Annotated in this window: 16 protein-coding genes; 14 read left to right on the top strand and 2 right to left on the bottom strand. The window is 33.1% G+C overall.

All coding sequences use genetic code 11. The features are described from left to right. Nucleotides 1-32 precede the first annotated feature (32 nt). The 6 genes from J2X17_RS14440 to J2X17_RS14415 all read left to right on the top strand — a co-directional run bounded on the left by J2X17_RS14440 (nucleotide 33) and on the right by J2X17_RS14415 (nucleotide 4,346). A complete protein-coding gene (locus tag J2X17_RS14440; protein ID WP_310299406.1) occupies nucleotides 33-425 on the top strand; it encodes a DoxX family membrane protein in 393 nt (130 codons plus the stop codon). Between the two features lie 5 nt (nucleotides 426-430). Further along, on the top strand, nucleotides 431-1,381 hold the full coding sequence (locus J2X17_RS14435; protein WP_310299404.1) for a polysaccharide deacetylase family protein: 951 nt from the start codon (nucleotides 431-433) through the stop codon (nucleotides 1,379-1,381). A 134-nt stretch (nucleotides 1,382-1,515) separates the two neighbouring features. After that, nucleotides 1,516-1,983 (top strand): SRPBCC family protein, encoded by a 468-nt coding sequence (locus tag J2X17_RS14430; RefSeq protein ID WP_310299401.1) that lies wholly within the window; start codon nucleotides 1,516-1,518, stop codon nucleotides 1,981-1,983. Nucleotides 1,984-2,072: 89 nt separating this feature from the next. Further along, nucleotides 2,073-2,450 carry an iron chaperone gene (locus tag J2X17_RS14425; RefSeq protein WP_310299399.1) on the top strand — a complete coding sequence of 126 codons (378 nt, stop codon included), beginning with the start codon at nucleotides 2,073-2,075 and terminating at the stop codon, nucleotides 2,448-2,450. Next, nucleotides 2,447-3,127 carry a 2'-5' RNA ligase family protein gene (locus tag J2X17_RS14420; RefSeq protein WP_310299397.1) on the top strand — a complete coding sequence of 227 codons (681 nt, stop codon included), beginning with the start codon at nucleotides 2,447-2,449 and terminating at the stop codon, nucleotides 3,125-3,127. Before J2X17_RS14425 ends, J2X17_RS14420 begins: the two co-directional genes overlap by 4 nt. Nucleotides 3,128-3,239: 112 nt before the next feature. Continuing rightward, complete coding sequence (locus tag J2X17_RS14415) at nucleotides 3,240-4,346, top strand: acyltransferase family protein (protein WP_310299396.1); 1,107 nt, start codon at nucleotides 3,240-3,242, stop codon at nucleotides 4,344-4,346. Nucleotides 4,347-4,366: 20 nt separating this feature from the next. Here J2X17_RS14415 and J2X17_RS14410 read toward each other — a convergent pair whose 3' ends face one another. Both J2X17_RS14410 and J2X17_RS14405 read right to left on the bottom strand, forming a co-directional pair. Next, nucleotides 4,367-4,726, bottom strand: a complete 360-nt coding sequence (locus J2X17_RS14410; RefSeq protein WP_310299394.1) for a VOC family protein — start codon at nucleotides 4,724-4,726, stop codon at nucleotides 4,367-4,369. Between the two features lie 123 nt (nucleotides 4,727-4,849). Beyond that, entirely contained in the window at nucleotides 4,850-6,997 is a 2,148-nt protein-coding gene (locus J2X17_RS14405; protein ID WP_310299392.1) for a cation:proton antiporter, read from the bottom strand. A gap of 320 nt (nucleotides 6,998-7,317) precedes the next feature. Between J2X17_RS14405 and J2X17_RS14400 the strand changes: the two genes are divergently transcribed. From J2X17_RS14400 to ypfJ, 8 genes are all read left to right on the top strand, one after another. Further along, nucleotides 7,318-8,745 (top strand): L-serine ammonia-lyase, encoded by a 1,428-nt coding sequence (locus J2X17_RS14400; RefSeq protein WP_310299390.1) that lies wholly within the window; start codon nucleotides 7,318-7,320, stop codon nucleotides 8,743-8,745. Between the two features lie 273 nt (nucleotides 8,746-9,018). Beyond that, entirely contained in the window at nucleotides 9,019-9,837 is an 819-nt protein-coding gene (panB, locus tag J2X17_RS14395; RefSeq protein WP_310299388.1) for a 3-methyl-2-oxobutanoate hydroxymethyltransferase, read from the top strand. An 84-nt stretch (nucleotides 9,838-9,921) separates the two neighbouring features. After that, nucleotides 9,922-10,272 (top strand): four helix bundle protein, encoded by a 351-nt coding sequence (locus tag J2X17_RS14390; RefSeq protein ID WP_310299386.1) that lies wholly within the window; start codon nucleotides 9,922-9,924, stop codon nucleotides 10,270-10,272. A 52-nt stretch (nucleotides 10,273-10,324) separates the two neighbouring features. Further along, nucleotides 10,325-11,014 carry an RluA family pseudouridine synthase gene (locus J2X17_RS14385; protein ID WP_310299384.1) on the top strand — a complete coding sequence of 230 codons (690 nt, stop codon included), beginning with the start codon at nucleotides 10,325-10,327 and terminating at the stop codon, nucleotides 11,012-11,014. Nucleotides 11,015-11,089: 75 nt separating this feature from the next. Beyond that, nucleotides 11,090-12,418 carry an aldehyde dehydrogenase gene (locus J2X17_RS14380; protein WP_310299382.1) on the top strand — a complete coding sequence of 443 codons (1,329 nt, stop codon included), beginning with the start codon at nucleotides 11,090-11,092 and terminating at the stop codon, nucleotides 12,416-12,418. Nucleotides 12,419-12,553: 135 nt separating this feature from the next. Continuing rightward, complete coding sequence (locus tag J2X17_RS14375; RefSeq protein ID WP_310299380.1) at nucleotides 12,554-13,345, top strand: hypothetical protein; 792 nt, start codon at nucleotides 12,554-12,556, stop codon at nucleotides 13,343-13,345. 91 nt (nucleotides 13,346-13,436) lie between these two features. Continuing rightward, the gene (locus J2X17_RS14370) at nucleotides 13,437-17,120 is read left to right on the top strand and encodes a response regulator (protein WP_310299378.1); all 3,684 of its coding nucleotides are present in this window, start codon (nucleotides 13,437-13,439) and stop codon (nucleotides 17,118-17,120) included. Between the two features lie 94 nt (nucleotides 17,121-17,214). Next, nucleotides 17,215-18,063 (top strand): KPN_02809 family neutral zinc metallopeptidase, encoded by an 849-nt coding sequence (ypfJ, locus tag J2X17_RS14365; protein WP_310299376.1) that lies wholly within the window; start codon nucleotides 17,215-17,217, stop codon nucleotides 18,061-18,063. Nucleotides 18,064-18,272: the final 209 nt, after the last annotated feature.

The following is an 18,272-nucleotide window of genomic DNA, read 5'->3' as shown; positions in this document are numbered from 1 at the left end:
TTCTCAACTTTGTACTATAAAATTATACAAATATGGAAACAACTTCTTTTTTATTAATACGTCTTGCCATCGCCATCAGCATGTTTGGCCACGGACTTGTGCGTTTGCCAAAACTAACAATTTTCAGTAACTGGATGGTTGGAAGTTTTGAAAATTCTATACTGCCAAAAATACTTGTAACACCTTTTAGCTATATTTTACCAATAGCCGAATTTTCAATTGGTTTACTGTTGCTGTTAGGCTTATTTACAAAACCTTCACTCATCGCCGGAGGACTTATCATGCTTGTGTTACTATTTGGAACTGCGATGATTGAGAACTGGGAAGCAGTTCCTTCACAATTAATTCATATTGCTTTTATTGCTCTACTTTTAAATTTTATCGATTCTAATAGTTGGGCTATCGATCTATTCATTAAGAAATAAATACCATGAGTTCAAGAAGAAATTTTATAAAGCAAACAGGAATTATTGGAATGGTCGGTATGATGAATCCAATAGAAACTTTTTCAGAAGTATCAAAAACAGCATCATTTTTATCTCCGCAAAAGACAAAATGGGCAGATGGTTCGAGATTAGTAGTTTCGATTTCGATGCAATTTGAGGCCGGCGGACAACCGGAAAATGCCGAAAGTCCGTTTCCTCAAAATATACAAAAAGGCTATATAGATCTTCCTGCCGCAACCTGGTACGATTACGGCTATAAAGAAGGGATTCCGCGAATGCTGGACAACTGGGACAAACTGGGTGTAAAAGTGACCTCGCACATGGTCGGAACTGCTGTTTTGAAAAATCCGGAACTGGCTAAAGAAATTGTACAGCGCGGGCACGAAGCAGCAGCGCATGGGATGAGCTGGAGTACGGAATACACAATGCCATATGAAGAAGAAAAGAAATTTATAAAAGATGGAGCTGATGCCATTAAAAACATAACCGGCTTTACTCCTGTTGGTTATAATGCAAACTGGTTACGCCGCGGCACAAATACACTTAACATCTTACAAGAGCTCGGCTTTAAATATCACATTGACGATTTAAGTCGGGATGAACCGTTTATCATTCAGGTAAAAAACAAAGATTTTGCTGTGGTTCCGTATACAATTCGATGCAATGATATTGTTTTAATCGAAGGTAAAAATTTTTCGGCAGATCAGTTTTTACAACAAGCTAAAATGGAATTCGATCAATTGTATGCCGAAAGCGAAACACAACGCCGACAAATGTCAATTAGTTTTCATGATCGTATTGGTGGAACTCCACAAATGGTTAAAGCGGCAAATGATCTTATTAAATACATGCAACAGCATCAAGGTGTGAGTTTTAAACGTAAAGATGAGATTGCCGAAATTGCTTTACATGATAAAACGACAATTAGAGAATAAAATAATTTTAGAATTAAAATCCGGGCAAATTTAATTTGTTCGGATTTTTATTTTGTCCGAATATTTGTAATTTCTTCTTAAATTAGAGGTTTAAAAAAATAGTTTTTACGCAACATATAACTTCTAACAAAAAGATGAAAGCAGAAAATAACCACTTCGCAAAAGCTGAAATGCTGATTAGAAAACCTGTTTCTGAAGTTTTTCAGGCTTTTATAAATCCGGAAATTACCAGTAAATTTTGGTTTACCAAAGGTTCCGGAAAATTAGAACAAGATACTACAACCGAATGGACCTGGGAAATGTATGGCTTTTCATTAACCGTAACCACTCATGTTTTGCAGGAAAATAAAAAAATTGTCATCGAATGGGGAAATCCAGACGAAACTACAATCGTCGAGTGGATTTTTTCGCCATTAAATGAAAATGAAACTTTTGTAAGCATTACCAATTCAGGCTTAAAAGGAGATTCAGATAAAATTATCGATCAGGTCAGAAATTCGACGGAAGGTTTTACTTTGGTTTTGGCAGGAGCCAAAGCTTATTTAGAACATAAAATTCAGCTGAATTTAGTGTTAGATAGGTTTCCGAAAGGATTAGCTTAAAAAAAGTTTCAAGTTTCAATTTTTTTTAGTTTCAAGTTCGATCCAACAACCTGAAACTTGAAACTTTAAACAAAAAAAAACTAACCACAATGGAGACAAAAAAACCAGTAAATATCGACGAATACATTGGCGCGTTTCCAAACGATGTTCAGGAAATTCTAGAGAAAGTTAGAATGACAATTCAAGAAGCAGCTCCGGATGCCAAAGAAAAAATCAGTTATTCGATGCCGGCTTTTGAGCAAAACGGAATCGTGGTTTATTTTGCGGCTTTTAAAAATCATATTGGTTTGTATGCTTTGCCGAGCGGGCATGAAGCTTTTAAAGAAGAACTTTCCAAATATAAATCCGGAAAAGGTTCGGTGCAGTTTCCTTTAAATCAACCAATGCCTTTCGATTTGATTGCCAAAATTGTAAAATTCAGAGTGAAAGAGAATCTCGAAAAGGGAAAAAGAAATAAACTGAAATGAAACTACAATCGCATTACAATCAACTTTATAAAAATTCAGCTAAAGCGATTTTAGATGGAAACTATAAAATTGACAACCAAATTAATAACGCATCAGATTCCCGATTTGGAATTACTTTACTGATTCGTCCAAACGATGTAATTAAAGCGAAAATTCAGTTGTTTTTAGATGAATTGAAAAAAGTAGATTCGGAACAATATTATTATCCGAATTCAGACATTCATATTACTGTAATGTCTATTATTTCGTGTTATGAGGATTTCACTTTAGATAAAATCAAAACTTATGATTATATCGAAATTATTCAAAAGAGCCTGATTGATATTGATGAAATTAAAATTGAATTTAAAGGGGTTACAGCTTCTCCTTCGGCGATAATGATTCAGGGATTTCCGGTTAATGACTCTCTAAATAATTTGAGAGATAAATTACGTGAGAATTTCAAAAAATCAACTTTAGAACAAAGTATCGATAGCCGTTATTCCATTTCCACAGCACATTCGACAGTTTTAAGATTTCAGGAAAAACTTCAAAATCCAAAGCAATTACTCAAAGTTGTAGAGAAATTTAGAGATTTTGATTTTGGTGAATTTACCGTTGATAAACTCGAATTAGTTTATAATGACTGGTATCAGCGCGAAAGTAATACAAGGCATCTGGCTGATTTGTATTTGTAGATTTTTAAATTTGCGCCTTTTTATTTTGTTAATAAAAGTTATATTTTCAAAAATCAAAGACTTGTGATTCTACTATCTTTGAGCTTTTAAAACAAAATATACAAAGACGGAAGTGCAGAAAAAATTATACGGACTAGATCATTTAAGGGCTTTTGCAATATGTTTCGTTTTCTTATATCACTATCAAATTCCAATTTTTGGACATCCGGAATGGTTAACCGGTATTGCTAAATTTGGCTGGACCGGAGTTGATTTATTTTTTGTTTTAAGCGGATTTTTAATTTCTTCGCAACTCTTTTTTAATATTAAAAATGGAATAAAAATATCTTTTAAAGATTTCTTCTTAAAACGTTTTTTCAGGATTTTACCTTTATTTTGGTTCGTTACTGCGGTATATTTTCTTGTTCCGATATTTAGAGAAAAAGAAGCGCTTCCTCCGTTGTGGAAATTATTGACTTTCACTCAAAATTTCGGATTAAATATTCAGGATTATGGAACATTTTCACATGGTTGGTCACTTTGTGTCGAAGAACATTTTTATTTGCTTTTACCTCTTATGCTGCTTTTTCTGCAAACAACTAATCTTTTTAATAAATCATATTGGATATTAATTGCATTGTTTATTTTCGGTTTTATAATTCGATTTTATAGTTGGGAAATTTTATATTTTCCAAACAGCGACAAAGACAATGCATGGTTATTTTGGTCTAAATTTATATACTACCCAACATACAACCGTTTGGATGGATTGCTGATAGGCGTATCAATTGCAGCTATTTATCAATTTTTACCTGAATTCTGGAACAAGATTTCGAGATTCGGAAATACATTTTTAATCGTTAGTCTCCTATTATTGATCGCGGCCTATTTTTTATGTTATGAAGTAAGATCTTTCTATGCCTCAGTTTTAGGATTTCCTTTAGTAGATTTAGGATATGGATTTATGGTTTTAGGTGCGGTGTGTCCAACCAGTTTTCTGTACAAATGGAATTCAAAAACAACCACATTTATCGCTGCACTATCGTATGGGATTTACTTGATTCATAAAGGAATAATTCACCTTACACAGCAGTTTCTCCTGACATTAAATATAGATATCAATAGCTCTATCACCTTAATAATCTGCATTTTAGCATGCCTTATTATCGCTTATATTCTTAATAAAACAATCGAAAAACCTTTTATGCAATTAAGGGCAAAATACAACAGGTTTAAATGATTTTCTTTAAAAAAACAAAATCACTTAAACTTTCCAAAATGCCATAAAACACCGGAAGGATCGTGTAAAAAACATTCGCTACCCCAATCTAAATGACGTGTTGGAGTTAATTTTACACCATATTTTTCAGTAAGATTTAAAGCTAAAAGTTCTTGATAATAACGATCTACATCATCGACTTCTAAGAAAATCATGGTGTTTTCAATCCATTCTTTGGCATAATAATCCTGCAGATAAAAGGCAATTTCGCTAGTTTTGAAAACAGAAAATTTTGGATCTAAAACTGTTTCTTCAAATCCTAAATCACGGTAAAAACTTCTTGAGATTTCGAAATCTTTTGCTCCTATGAATGGTCGAATGGATTTGACGTTGTGTTGCATAATTATCTAAGTTTATAAATTCAACAATATCGTTTCATACACAAACAAAATGAGATTGCTTCGTTCATCACAAAGACTCGTGCGGGTCATGGCGAGGAACGAAGCAAACACATTAGCAAAATTTTACCCCTTCTTCAAAATATTCCCCAAACCTCTACCAATTTGTTCAATTGCTTCAAGACCTTTCGTTAATGGTGTTGCGGTAAAATCTTCATAGGCATCCATAGCGGTTACTTTATTCTCGTCTTGCGGATAAACCAAAATAAGGTTGTTATCATCAAAAGATTTTTCGAATTTAGAAGGCAGTTTATCAAAAATCGACTGGTACGAAACAGATCCTTTTCTTGATAAATTGAAAACGATCAAATCAGTTGATTTTATTTCGTCTGAAATCGATTCAAAATCATCCCAGTCTAAGATACTTTTGAAACCTAGTTTCGCATTCAGCTTTAAATTATTGGCAATTTGCTGAATTGCCTGATGCGTCTTATATTCGGCGTAAATCACAATCGGAACGCTTAATTCTTGTGAAAGTCGGCAAATTTTTTGAAGTAATAATTGAAATCCAGCTCCCCTTTCAGAAAAAGGCGGACAAATGAAAACCAGTCTTTTTTCCTCTATAAATGTTTTTTGAAAACGGCAGATAAATAAACTCTTATCAACATTATTGATAATCGAATCGACATTCTCACCAAAAATTTTATCAAGAAAACCTGTTTTTCTTGGCCATCCCACAATCACAATATCCGACATGATTTCTTTTGAAGTCCTCGCAATTCCACTCGCAGGATTATGATCGATTCTGGCAATGGTATTGATTTTCACTTCAGAAGCGGAACCCTGAATTACGAATTTATCAACTGCTTTTCGGTATTTCAGAATATTAATTTCTGCCTGATCATTATTCGGAACAATCGTCAGTAATGTAATCGGATTGGCAGATTTTTTATCTTTTATCAAGAGAGCAAAATCTAAAAGACTCGCCGTCGCAGAAGTTTTTGCTAATGGAATTAAAATATGTTCGTCTAAAATCTGATCTTTATTGGCGTCTTCATGTGAAATTTCTTCTTCGCAGATTGCAATTTTTTTAGCGGCTTTTTCTGTAGCAAAAGAAGCCACAATACACGTAATTAAAATTAAAATAATAGTTCCGTTTAAGATATTTTCATCCAGAATTTTTGCTTTAAAACCTACCAAAATAACGGCCAAAGTTGCAGCTGCGTGCGCACTGCTCAAACCAAAAATAAGTTGTCTTTCGGTTTTGGTATATTTAAAAACAATTTGTGTAAAAAACGCTGCAAACCATTTTCCGAAAATTGCCACAACACTTAATGTTCCGGCAACAATTAAAGCTGTGGGGCCGCTTAAAATCACACGAATATCAACCAGCATTCCCACAGAAATCAGGAAAAACGGAATAAAAAGTGAGTTCCCTATAAATTCAATTCTATTCATTAATGCCGATGATTGCGGAATAAGAGGATTCAATGCCAATCCGGCAACGAAAGCACCAATAATTGGCTCCACTCCTGCTACTTGCGCTAAAAACGCCGCAAAGAAAACGACTGAAAGAACAAAAATATAATGAGCATGTTTCTCGCTTTCCAGCTTCTTAAAAAACCATTTTGCAATTCTCGGAATCAGTAAAAACATAATTGCTGAGAAAATAGCCAGTGAAACTCCTAATTTTATCCAGAAAGCCTGATTCAGATTGCCCTGACTGCTTCCCATAATAACGGCAAGAATAATTAAAACCGCAGTGTCTGTTAAAATAGTACCGCCCACCGTGATGGCAACCGCCTGATTTTTTGCAATTCCAAGTTTACTTACAATTGGATACGCTACCAAAGTGTGCGTCGCAAACATACTCGCCGTTAAAAAACTGGCATCGAAATCATATTTTAAAAGGTAAAAACAAACCGGAAATCCTATCGAAAGCGGAAAAATAAAGGTAAAAAAACCAAACAATAAACTTTTATTTTTATTGGCTTTAAACTCATTCATATCAAGTTCTAAACCTGCAATAAACATAATGTAAAGAAGCCCAATGGTCGAAAACAAATCTACCGCCGAGTTTTTGGCCAGAATATTAAGTCCGTGAGGTCCAATAATTACTCCTGAAATAATCAAACCAATAATTCCGGGAATATTAATTTTTTTCAGTAAAATTGGCGACAATAAAATAATGAAAAGTATCAACGAAAAAATCAATACTGGATTGCTTAGTGGTAATTCGAACTCTTGTAGTAAATGCCTGAAAAATTCTATCATAATGTAATTTTAGCTTCTTTGTGGTATTCTAAATTATCGCAAAAAGACATTTCAGCAAATAGACAAAATACCCAAAGTTGCAGTTTATTTCGATTATTAAAAAACTAAAAAGTTCAGTTTTTTCTAGTAATAGCTCATTTACAAAAATACCTAAAAAAATCCCGAACTTTTTACGAAAGCCCTATATTAACTAATTAAATTTACTTCTTTGTCAAATTACCAATATTTAATATATTTTTTAACAAAACCGCAACATTTATAATTGAAAATAAAACTTCATTGCATTATTCAATTATCTTTGTCTTAATAAAACTTGAACAATGGAAGAATGTATCTCTGTTTTTGATATGCTTAAAATTGGTGTTGGGCCTTCGAGTTCGCACACTTTGGGGCCATGGCGCGCTGCTGAACGTTTTTTAGAAGAGCTTAAAAACGAATCTATTTTAGAACAGGTTACCAGAGTTAAAGTCGATTTATATGGTTCACTTTCTCTTACCGGTAAAGGTCACGCTACTGATTTAGCGGTTATGCTGGGTTTAAGCGGACAAGATCCTGAATATATTCCAGTGGATAATATTGCCGGAATTATCAAAACGATTGAGACCAGCAATGAAATTATTTTAGGCAATCAGATTACTATTCCGTTTTACTTTCTACAGGACATTGTTTTCAATAAAGACTTTCTACCTTTCCATGCAAATGGATTAAAATTCACAGCTTACAAATCTGATGATTCTGAATATGAATCGACTTTTTATTCTATTGGAGGAGGTTTTGTAGTGAAAGAAGAACGTACAAATGCTAAAATAAAAGAAGAAATTAAATGTGCTTTTCCGTTTCCAATTCAAAACGCGGTGGAGCTTTTAAATTATACGATTTCAGAAAACAAATTAATCTCAGAGATTGTTTATGAAAACGAAAAATCGATGCGTCCTGAAGCCGAAATTCATTCGGAATTAATGCGCATTTGGAACACAATGCTAGAATGCATGTATATTGGCTGTCATACAGGAGGGATTCTTCCAGGCGGGTTACATGTTCGTCGAAGAGCTTTTGATATGCATCAGAATTTAATTGGATTATCTAATTATTCTGATCCGCAATCGTGGCTGGAAGAAATTAGAAAAACCGAAGTTAAATTCCGCCAAATCTTAAAATGGGTAAGCTGTTTTGCACTTGCCGTGAATGAAGTGAATGCGTCTTTAGGCCGTGTTGTTACTGCTCCAACTAATGGAAGCGCTGGTGTAATTCCGGCTGTCTTAATGTATTATCTGGTAATCGAAAATCATAATGCCGGCGAAAAAGAAATCAAACAATTTTTGATGGTTGCCGGAGAAATTGGAAGTATTTTCAAAAAAGGATCTACAATATCAGCAGCAATGGGCGGTTGTCAGGCAGAAATTGGTGTTTCGTCATCAATGGCCGCAGCAGCACTTTGCGAATTAATGGGCGGATCTCCTGCTCAGGTTTTAATGGCCGCCGAAATTGCCATGGAGCATCATCTTGGCTTAACCTGCGACCCAATTGGCGGTTTGGTTCAGATTCCGTGTATCGAAAGAAATACAATGGGTGCCATAAAAGCAATTAATGCTGCCGAATTAGCGTTAGAAACCGATTCTAAAAATGCAAAAGTACCTTTAGATAAAGTAATTAACACGATGTGGCAAACTGCAAAAGATATGAATTCTAAATACAAAGAAACTTCTGAAGGCGGATTGGCAATTGCGGTAAATATGGCCGATTGTTAGAATATGATTACCCTAAAGTCGCAAGTCAAATGTCATAAAGTTCTTAAAGTCCTGTACTTACTGATTTTCATTCATTTTTATTTTCACCCTTATGGTGTACTCAAAAAGTATGCAAAGTCAATATTGACAATGCCTTTTGACTTTTATCCCGAGGATTCGGGATTGACTTGCGACTATTGGGATATAATTACTTAATTTTGCAGTCAAAATTTTCGTTTTAAGAGTAAATTCTGCTTTTAAAACTATTCAAAAAAACTAAAAAACTTACTTATAATGTCAGTTGCTAAAAAAGATTATAAAAGAATCACTACCAAATCGTTAATCGAAATGAAAAGCAATGGAGAGAAAATCTCTATGTTAACCGCTTACGATTTCACTATGGCAAAAATTGTTGACACTGCAGGAATCGATGTGATTTTAGTAGGTGATTCGGCATCAAACGTTATGGCCGGACACGAAACGACATTACCAATTACTTTAGATCAAATGATTTATCACGCTTCATCTGTTGTTCGTGCTATCGAAAGAGCTTTGGTTGTAGTTGATTTACCTTTTGGAAGTTACCAATCCGATCCTAAAGAAGCTTTGCGTTCTGCGATCAGAATCATGAAAGAAAGCGGTGGACATGCTGTGAAACTTGAAGGCGGAAAAGAAATTAAAGAATCTATCAAAAAAATATTAAACGCAGGAATTCCGGTAATGGGACACTTGGGTTTAACACCACAATCGATATATAAATTCGGAACTTACAGTGTTCGTGCCAAAGAAGATGAAGAAGCTGAAAAACTACTTGAAGATGCAAAAATGCTTGAAAAAGTAGGTTGTTTCGCTGTAGTTTTAGAAAAAATACCCGCTGAATTAGCAGAAAAAGTAGCCAAAAGTATTTCGATTCCGGTTATCGGAATTGGAGCTGGAGGAAAAGTTGACGGACAAGTTTTGGTTATTCATGACATGCTTGGAATGAACAACGAATTCAGTCCTCGTTTCTTACGTCGTTACCTTAATTTATATCAGGAAATGACTTCTGCAATTGGTCAATATGTAGCTGATGTGAAATCGAGTGATTTTCCGAACGAGAAAGAACAGTATTAAATTGGATTATTCGATTATTAGATATTTAGATTGTTAGAAGAAGATATTTTCTAACAATCTAAAATCAAAATTTAAATATTAAAAATGCATCGTTTTAAAGATTTAGAAATTTGGAAATCAAGCAGAAAATTTTGCTCTGAGATTTATACAATTACCTCTGGTTTTCCAGAATCTGAAAAATTTGGATTAATAAACCAGCTTCGTCGTGCGTCTATTTCTGTTCCTTCTAATATAGCTGAAGGTTGCTCAAGAAGTAGTAATAAAGATTTTTCCAGATTTCTTGAAATTGCTATAGGTTCAATCTTTGAAATCGAAACTCAATTACTAATTTCTTTTGATTTAGGATATATAAATCAAGTAAAATTAGATGAATTATGTTTTAACTTAGACCGAATTGTAAAAATGACATCGAAATTTAGATCAACTTTAGCATAGTTTCAGTCTAAAAATCTAAAAATCCAATAATCTAAAAATCTAAAAATCTATTTTGAAAGTAATCTCAGATAAAAATAATCTCCAAATTCTACACGAAGACAATCATATCATCGTGGTTAATAAACGTGTGGGTGATATTGTGCAGGGTGACAAAACGGGTGATAAACCTTTATCTGATGTTGTAAAAGAATATATTAAAGATAAATACAATAAACCTGGTGACGTATTTTTGGGAGTAATTCACCGTTTGGACCGACCTACAACCGGAATCGTAGTTTTCGCCAGAACAAGTAAAGCACTAACACGAATGAACGAGATGTTCAGCAATCGTGAGACGCAAAAAACCTATTGGGCAGTAGTAAAGAATAAACCTCAGGAAACAACTGCAAAATTGGTTCATTTTTTAAAAAGAAATGAAAAAAATAATACTTCAAAAGCACATTTAAAAGAAGTTCCGGACAGTAAAATAGCGAGTTTAGATTATACTGTTTTCAAAGAACTTCAAAATTATGTAGCTTTAGAAATCAATCTTCACACAGGTCGTCATCATCAAATTCGTGCGCAATTATCAGCCATTGGGTCTCCAATCAAGGGCGATTTAAAATATGGTTTTGACAGAAGCAATCCTGATGGAGGAATTCATCTTCATGCCAGAAAATTGGTTTTCGTGCATCCTGTCTCCAAAGAAAACATTACCATAATTGCACCAACTCCCGATGAAACCATTTGGAATGCTTTATGATTTTATGATATAATTGTTAATTTTTTAAGTTTTATCGATTAACTTGCATAGACTAAAAACAAGCTGATCGTAAACATGGACTATAAAAATAACATCAAGTACAGAAAAGAAACGCTGAAGAAGTTATTGTATAACATTCAAAAAAGCGAAGACTTAATCGTAAAAGCTTTATACGAAGATTTTAAAAAACCTGAATTTGAAGCTGTTTTAACAGAAACAAACTATGTTATTTCGGACTTAAAAGATACTATCAAAAATATTTATAAGTGGACTAAACCAAAACGTGTTTTTCCTTCCATTCTCAACTTCCCTTCAACAGATTATATTTATAAAGAACCTTACGGAAATGTTTTGGTAATTGCTCCTTGGAATTACCCTTTTCAATTGGCTCTATGTCCGCTTATTGCAGCCGTTGCAGCTGGAAACAGAGTCGTTTTAAAACCGTCTGAACTTACTCCGAAGACATCAGCAATCATTGCAAAAATTATAGAAAAAACTTTTCACATCAATCATGTTGAAGTACATGAAGGCGGTGTCGAAGTATCCAATAAATTACTGGCGCAGCGTTGGGATTATATTTTCTTTACAGGAAGTGTTGCTGTTGGTAAAATTGTCGCCAAAGCAGCAGCCGAAAATCTGACTCCTGTAACATTAGAATTAGGCGGAAAAAATCCTTGTATTATTGATGAAACTGCCAATTTAAAATTGGCCGCAAAACGAATTGTCTGGGGGAAATTTATAAATGCCGGACAAACTTGCATCGCACCAGATTATATTTTGATTCAGAAAAATATGAAAGTAAATTTTATCACCTTTCTGATCGAGGAAATCATAAAGGCTTACGGCAAAAAAATGGAAAAATCGCCTGATTTTGCGCGCATTATCAATACTAAAAATTTTCTTAGATTAGACAGTATGATTGAACGCGAAAAAGTGATTTTTGGAGGAGAAACTGATGCAAACATATTATATATTTCGCCGACGTTAATAGAGGAACCTGCATTAGATAGCCCTGTAATGAAAGAAGAAATTTTTGGACCTATTTTGCCAATTCTTATTTACGAAACAGAAGCTGACATTCAGAACGTAATAAGCAAATACGAAAAACCTCTCGCTTTTTATGTATTTAGTGAAAACCATTCTTTTGCAAAAAAACTAATAACAAACTATTCTTTTGGAGGCGGCTGCATCAACGATACGGTTATTCATTTTTCGAATAAAAGACTGCCTTTTGGTGGTGTTGGGCATAGCGGTATCGGAGCTTACCACGGACAGTTAAGTTTTGATATTTTCTGTCACCATAAAGCTGTTGTTAAAAAAGCCAACTGGCTGGATCTGCCAATGCGATATGCGCCATATAAAGATAAATTAGCTTCTCTTAAACGATTATTAGACTGGATGTAAGCATATAAAAATCAACTTATGTATATTTTGTAGATTATCATATCTAATTGATTAAAAATATTATATTTACGTTTCAATATTCATCATCAATATTAAAAAGTATAAAACAATTCTACCACAATTTTATTACAAAAAATGAAATCTACAACTGATCAAATCGAAGACATTAAAAATCATGGCTATTCTCTGGATTTTTCAACTATTTTTAATCATGCTTTCGAAAATTATAAAAAAATAGCGCTGTACGCCGGATTGATAATTTTGGTATTTACCTTTATCTTTTTTATTGCACTTTTCAGTATTGTCATTGCTTATTTTGGTGTTGAAAGTATGAGTCAGGACTTTATACAATCTTTAGAAAGTCAAAAATTAACTTATATACAACAACTATTTTCTACACTTGCCATTTCAGCTATAAGTGGTCTTGTCGCTCCTTTTGGAGCCGGATTTTTAAAAATGGCAGATTGCGCAGATAAAGATGAAGAATTTAATGTTTCAACTATATTCGCTTATTACAAAGCGCCATATTTTGCACAAATATTCACAGCTTCTTTTATTATTTCCCTAACCGGAACAGCAATTTCCGTTTTTTTTGAAAGCCTGGACCTAAACTATGTCGGAAATGGTTTTTCTTTTTTTATATCCTATTTTACTTTTTTTACTATTCCATTGATTGTTTTCGGAAACCTAAAAGCATTAGATGCTATAAAATCAAATTTAATTATCATAAGCAAAAATCCTTTAATGATTTTTGTAATATTTATTACTGGAATATTAGGGTCAATAGTAGGTTTGGTAGGATGTTGTATCGGGATAATTTTTACAATTGTCTTTAATACCTCACTAACGTATGCAACTTATTATTCACTTTTTAATATGGAAGAAGAGGATCCTATTGATTCAATTGGTCAATCAGACGCAGAATAAACCGAAATTTCTAGACAAAAAGACTTAACCACTCTCCCTCAGTTTAGAAAATTCAAAATGCTATAAATTAAACCAAAATACCAAAAATACTATGGTAGAAAACTATAGTTTTTATAATTTATTGCTTTCAGGAATTACCTTCATTGGTAATAACCTGAAAGCATTTATTACAAACTTGTATGTTTTCACTCCCGAAATTATTTTTTACAATAATCCTAAACTTATTGTTCTGGGATTCTCGCTTTTTGGTTTTTTAACTGTTCTTGTATATCAATTTTTCAGAATTAAGTCCAAAATTGGTAACTTCATAGAGAAAAAAAGAGAAACCGAAACAGCGAACAACGAATATAAGCTGTACATTTTATTTTTTGGAATTGCTTTCATTGTGATGGAAATCATCAATGAAATCTTTAAAATCAGACCAAAAAGTTTATTATATGTCAACGCTTCAATTGGTATTGGCATACTGCTCATTTATTTATTGATTGATAAAATAAAAGTTCTTCGCGAAAAAATTCAGCGAAATTTTATAATAGCATTCATCGTTTATATGATCTATATCGGTCATAATGTTATTTACCTTCCCGATGATATTGTACCCATTATTACTTTTTTACTTTCATTTTTCTTTTCGTACAGTATTTTAAAACCAATAAAAATATACTGGATTTTTGTTGGTGTTGTCTTTTCTTTTCTTGCTGCAACAATTGTTTTTGACTTGATTCCCATAAAATCTTCGATATTATTAATTAATTTTTCTATTCTAATTTTCATTATCAATCAGGTAAAATATGCAGTTTTACTAACTATACGTGATAATTTCAGATTTACAAATGAGATTGTCCATAAAGGAAACTCACTGACAATTGCTACTAACGAAAAAGGAGAATTGGTTTTCTGCAGCGAAACTATAACTTCAATTTTAGGATATTTACCTGAGGAAGTTATGGCAATGGAATTTTGGAAACTTACCGAAGATGCTGAATTTGACAAAGAAAATTTCCATAAAAACTACGTAGATAACAAATTATACATCAGAAAATTAAAAAATAAAAATGGAGAATTTAAATACATTCAATGGAAAGACAAAAAGTTTTCTGAAAATTTAATCATCAGCATTGGCCAGGATGTTACTGAACAGATTTTAGTTCAGGACCAATATAAAAACCTGATTCAAACCGCGACAGATATTATCTTCGAAATAAGTTCTGATGGCTATTTTACTTTTATCAATGAATTTGGATTTTCTATTTTAGGGTATGCCGAAAATGAAGTGATTTTAAAGCATTATTCCAATTTCATTCATGAAGATTATATTAAAAACGCTGTCGATTTCTATGAAAATCTCGAACAAAACGGAACCAATTATCCGACAATTGAAATTCCTATTCTTAAAAAAGACGGAACAGAACTCTGGATTTCACAAAAAGTAATCATTCGTAAAAACGATTTAGGCGAAATTATTGGTTTTGCTGGTATCGCAAGAGATATTACGGAGATGAAAAACATTGAAAATGAGAAAAAGAGACGTTTAGAAAAAATTGAAGCCTACAATAATTCAACCAAAAAACTTTCTACAACAGATTTTAGGGAATACGATAATCTCAAAACAGTAATTGATTACATCATTAAAGAAGCGGCAACGATCTCAAAGACAAGCAGAGTAAGCTTTTGGAAATTTGCAGAAGATGTGATTATGTGCAAAAATCTGTTCAGTAAAGACAATCAAAGTTTAAATGACAAGAATGTCCTGAAAATGGAATCATTTCCTATATACTTTGAAACCTTAAAAAACAAAGCTATTATAAATGCTTCCGATGTTTTTAATAAACTAGAAACCTCCGAATTTCAAGAAGTTTATTTTAACAAAAATAAAATAAAATCGATGCTGGATGTTCCAATTTTTTCAAATGGAGAATTAGCCGGCGTGGTTTGTTTTGAAAGCACCGAAACAAAAAGAGATTGGGATAACGAAGACATCAATTACGCCAAGACTGTTTCTGATGTGATCTCATTGGCAATTTCTTCTCAAATGCGACTGAAAGCTGAGAAAAAACTAGAACTTAAAAGTGAATTACTATCAGCTCTGGCTTTGTGTACAGAAAAGTTTTTGCTAAGCAAAAGTCTGCAAAAAATGTTTCAGGAAACTTTCGATATTATCGGAAAAGCTTCAAAAGTGGATCATATTTTTTATCACGAAAAAAACTTTGATACCAATACTATTAGCCAGCAATACAAATGGTCAAGAAACGGAATTGCACACCAGATTACTGAATTGCAAATTTTTACAGAAGAAAATTTAAAAGAAATAATTATCCATTCTCAAAACAGAAAAGTTTTAAATACAAAAACCTGCGAATTAGATGATACCTTTTTTAAGAAATTACTAGTTGCCAATGACATCAAGTCGATTCTGATTTTACCATTATTTACAAACAATATTTTTTCTGGTTTTATTGGTTTTGATGATTGCACTAAAGAAAGAAAATGGACCGATGATGAGATTTATATTTTTCAGACACTGGCCAATAATATTTCATCAGCTTTAGACCGAAACAGAAATATTGCTAAAATTAAAGAAAGCGAAGACGCGATTAAAGCTAAAGAATTAGCAGAAGCAGCAAATAAATCTAAATCTGATTTCCTTGCCAATATGTCGCACGAAATTAGAACTCCATTAAACGGAATCATAGGCTTTACACATTTATTGATGAAAACCAATCTTGAAGAAATTCAGGAAAAATACATGACAACCATCAATCAATCGGCACATTCATTACTCGAAATCATTAATGACATCCTTGATTTTTCTAAAATTGAAGCCGGAAAACTGGAGCTGTTCATTGATTTATATGATGTCCAAAAAATATTAGGGCAAATATTTGATCTGATTGTTTATGAATCCAATCAAAAAAATCTACAACTTGAATTAAACGTTGATCCTTCGGTACCAAAATACATGTGGACCGATATCGTCCGTTTAAAACAAATTCTGATCAACCTTTTATCCAATGCGATTAAGTTTACGAACGAAGGTTCTATAAAATTAAATGTTACCGTCGTCGATAAAAAATGTGATGATAATTATGTCATTCGTTTTTCAGTAATTGATACCGGAATTGGAATATTAGAAAAAAATCAGAAGAAAATATTTAGGGCTTTTTCTCAGGAAGACAGTTCAACAACAAGAAAATTTGGCGGAACAGGCTTAGGATTAACCATCTCAAATCAGTTATTGGCTTTAATGGAAAGTCGTTTACAACTTCACAGCAAAATAGGTGAAGGCAGTAATTTTTACTTCGATCTGAATTTAAAAACAAGCCATAAAAGCAACAATGAAAAATTCAAGGAAATTTCGAACAATCAAAATCCAGAATACGCATTAAGTTATAATTCTAATCAAAACAAAATTAGCATATTGATTGTAGAAGACAACAAAGTAAATATGCTTCTTTTAAAAACTATTCTCAAAAACCTAAACTTGAATGCTATTATTTTCGAATGCGAAAACGGATATGAAGCTGTAAAACAAATCGAAAATATTAATCCTGACTTAGTTTTTATGGATATTCAAATGCCAATCATGAACGGTTATGAAGCTACAAAAGCCATTAGAACTACTGAAGTTGGCCAAAACATACCGATAATTGCCGTAACCGCCGGAGCCGAAAAAGAAGAACGAAACAAATGTCTCTCTGCCGGAATGAACGATTATATCTCAAAACCTATTATAAGAGGAACTGTCGAAGAAGCCTTAAGAAAATGGTTGAAATAATATAAAAAGTAAATGGTTTCGATTAACGTATATTTCCCAAAAAATACATAAATTCGTATGAAAGAAAACTTAAAACAGTTAAAAACATAGTATTATGAAATGGTTAGGCAGAAGACAAAGTGATAATGTTGAAGACCGAAGAGGTATGTCAGGCGGAAAAGTTGCAGTTGGCGGCGGAGTTATTGGTATTATTATTTTGTTATTAAATGTTTTTGGTGGTGAAACCGGACAAACTGTGGGAAATGCGTTAGAGCAATTGCAGGGTGGCCAACAACAAACTGAAGCAGCTGCACCACTAAGCAAGGAAGATGAAGAAATGGGAAACTTTGTTCGCGTAATTCTCGCCGACAATGAAGATATCTGGAGTAAAATATTTGAAGAACACGGCATGACTTATAAGAATCCTAAATTGGTGCTTTTTAGAGGTTCTGTACAAACTGCTTGCGGAGGGGCGTCATCAGCTTCCGGACCATTTTACTGCCCGGGTGACCAAAAAGTTTACATGGATTTAGGCTTCTTTGAAGAGCTAAAAACTAAATTTGGAGCTAAGGGTGGTGACTTTGCTATTGCATACGTTATAGCGCATGAAATTGGCCATCACGTACAAACCTTACTTGGAACTTCTGAAAAAATGCGTCAGGCTCAGGAAGGCAAAAGTGAAACAGAAGCAAATAAACTTTCTGTTGCACTTGAATTACAAGCCGATTTTTATGCCGGAGTATGGACACACTTTAATCAGAAAAACTTAGATGTTGATGATATTGATGAAGCTTTAAGTGCAGCCAATGCTGTAGGCGATGATGCTATCCAAAGTAAAATGCAGGGTCAAGTTGTTCCGGATTCATTTACACATGGTTCATCAGAACAAAGAATGTACTGGTTTAAAAAAGGCTTTAAAACCGGAGATATTAAACAAGGAAATACATTTGAAGAAATTCGATAATTCACAGACCAAACCATAATAACCAAGATGAAGCATGACTTAAACGTCATGCTTTTTTTTGATAAATCAAAAAAACAAATTCCAAAAACAAATACCAAATTCCAAACTTACTAGGGATCAAGAACAAATCTTGGGGAGGAAATATCAAAATAAAATGAGAAATTTGCAATCTAAGAATTTAAGATGACCCCGATAGAGCTTTTAAAATT

Source organism: Flavobacterium aquidurense, from assembly GCF_031458035.1.
Lineage (GTDB): Bacteria > Bacteroidota > Bacteroidia > Flavobacteriales > Flavobacteriaceae > Flavobacterium > Flavobacterium aquidurense_C.
The sequence above is the reverse complement of the archived record's forward strand: the minus strand, read 5'-3'. Positions and strand labels throughout refer to the sequence as shown.

Coding starts and splice junctions, on each gene's coding strand:
- J2X17_RS14440 (WP_310299406.1), top strand. CDS start 33: ATGGAAACAACTTCTTTTTTATTAATACGTCTTGCCATCGCCATCAGC.
- J2X17_RS14435 (WP_310299404.1), top strand. CDS start 431: ATGAGTTCAAGAAGAAATTTTATAAAGCAAACAGGAATTATTGGAATG.
- J2X17_RS14430 (WP_310299401.1), top strand. CDS start 1,516: ATGAAAGCAGAAAATAACCACTTCGCAAAAGCTGAAATGCTGATTAGA.
- J2X17_RS14425 (WP_310299399.1), top strand. CDS start 2,073: ATGGAGACAAAAAAACCAGTAAATATCGACGAATACATTGGCGCGTTT.
- J2X17_RS14420 (WP_310299397.1), top strand. CDS start 2,447: ATGAAACTACAATCGCATTACAATCAACTTTATAAAAATTCAGCTAAA.
- J2X17_RS14410 (WP_310299394.1), bottom strand. CDS start 4,726: ATGCAACACAACGTCAAATCCATTCGACCATTCATAGGAGCAAAAGAT.
- J2X17_RS14405 (WP_310299392.1), bottom strand. CDS start 6,997: ATGATAGAATTTTTCAGGCATTTACTACAAGAGTTCGAATTACCACTA.
- J2X17_RS14400 (WP_310299390.1), top strand. CDS start 7,318: ATGGAAGAATGTATCTCTGTTTTTGATATGCTTAAAATTGGTGTTGGG.
- panB (WP_310299388.1), top strand. CDS start 9,019: ATGTCAGTTGCTAAAAAAGATTATAAAAGAATCACTACCAAATCGTTA.
- J2X17_RS14390 (WP_310299386.1), top strand. CDS start 9,922: ATGCATCGTTTTAAAGATTTAGAAATTTGGAAATCAAGCAGAAAATTT.
- J2X17_RS14380 (WP_310299382.1), top strand. CDS start 11,090: ATGGACTATAAAAATAACATCAAGTACAGAAAAGAAACGCTGAAGAAG.
- J2X17_RS14375 (WP_310299380.1), top strand. CDS start 12,554: ATGAAATCTACAACTGATCAAATCGAAGACATTAAAAATCATGGCTAT.
- J2X17_RS14370 (WP_310299378.1), top strand. CDS start 13,437: ATGGTAGAAAACTATAGTTTTTATAATTTATTGCTTTCAGGAATTACC.
- ypfJ (WP_310299376.1), top strand. CDS start 17,215: ATGAAATGGTTAGGCAGAAGACAAAGTGATAATGTTGAAGACCGAAGA.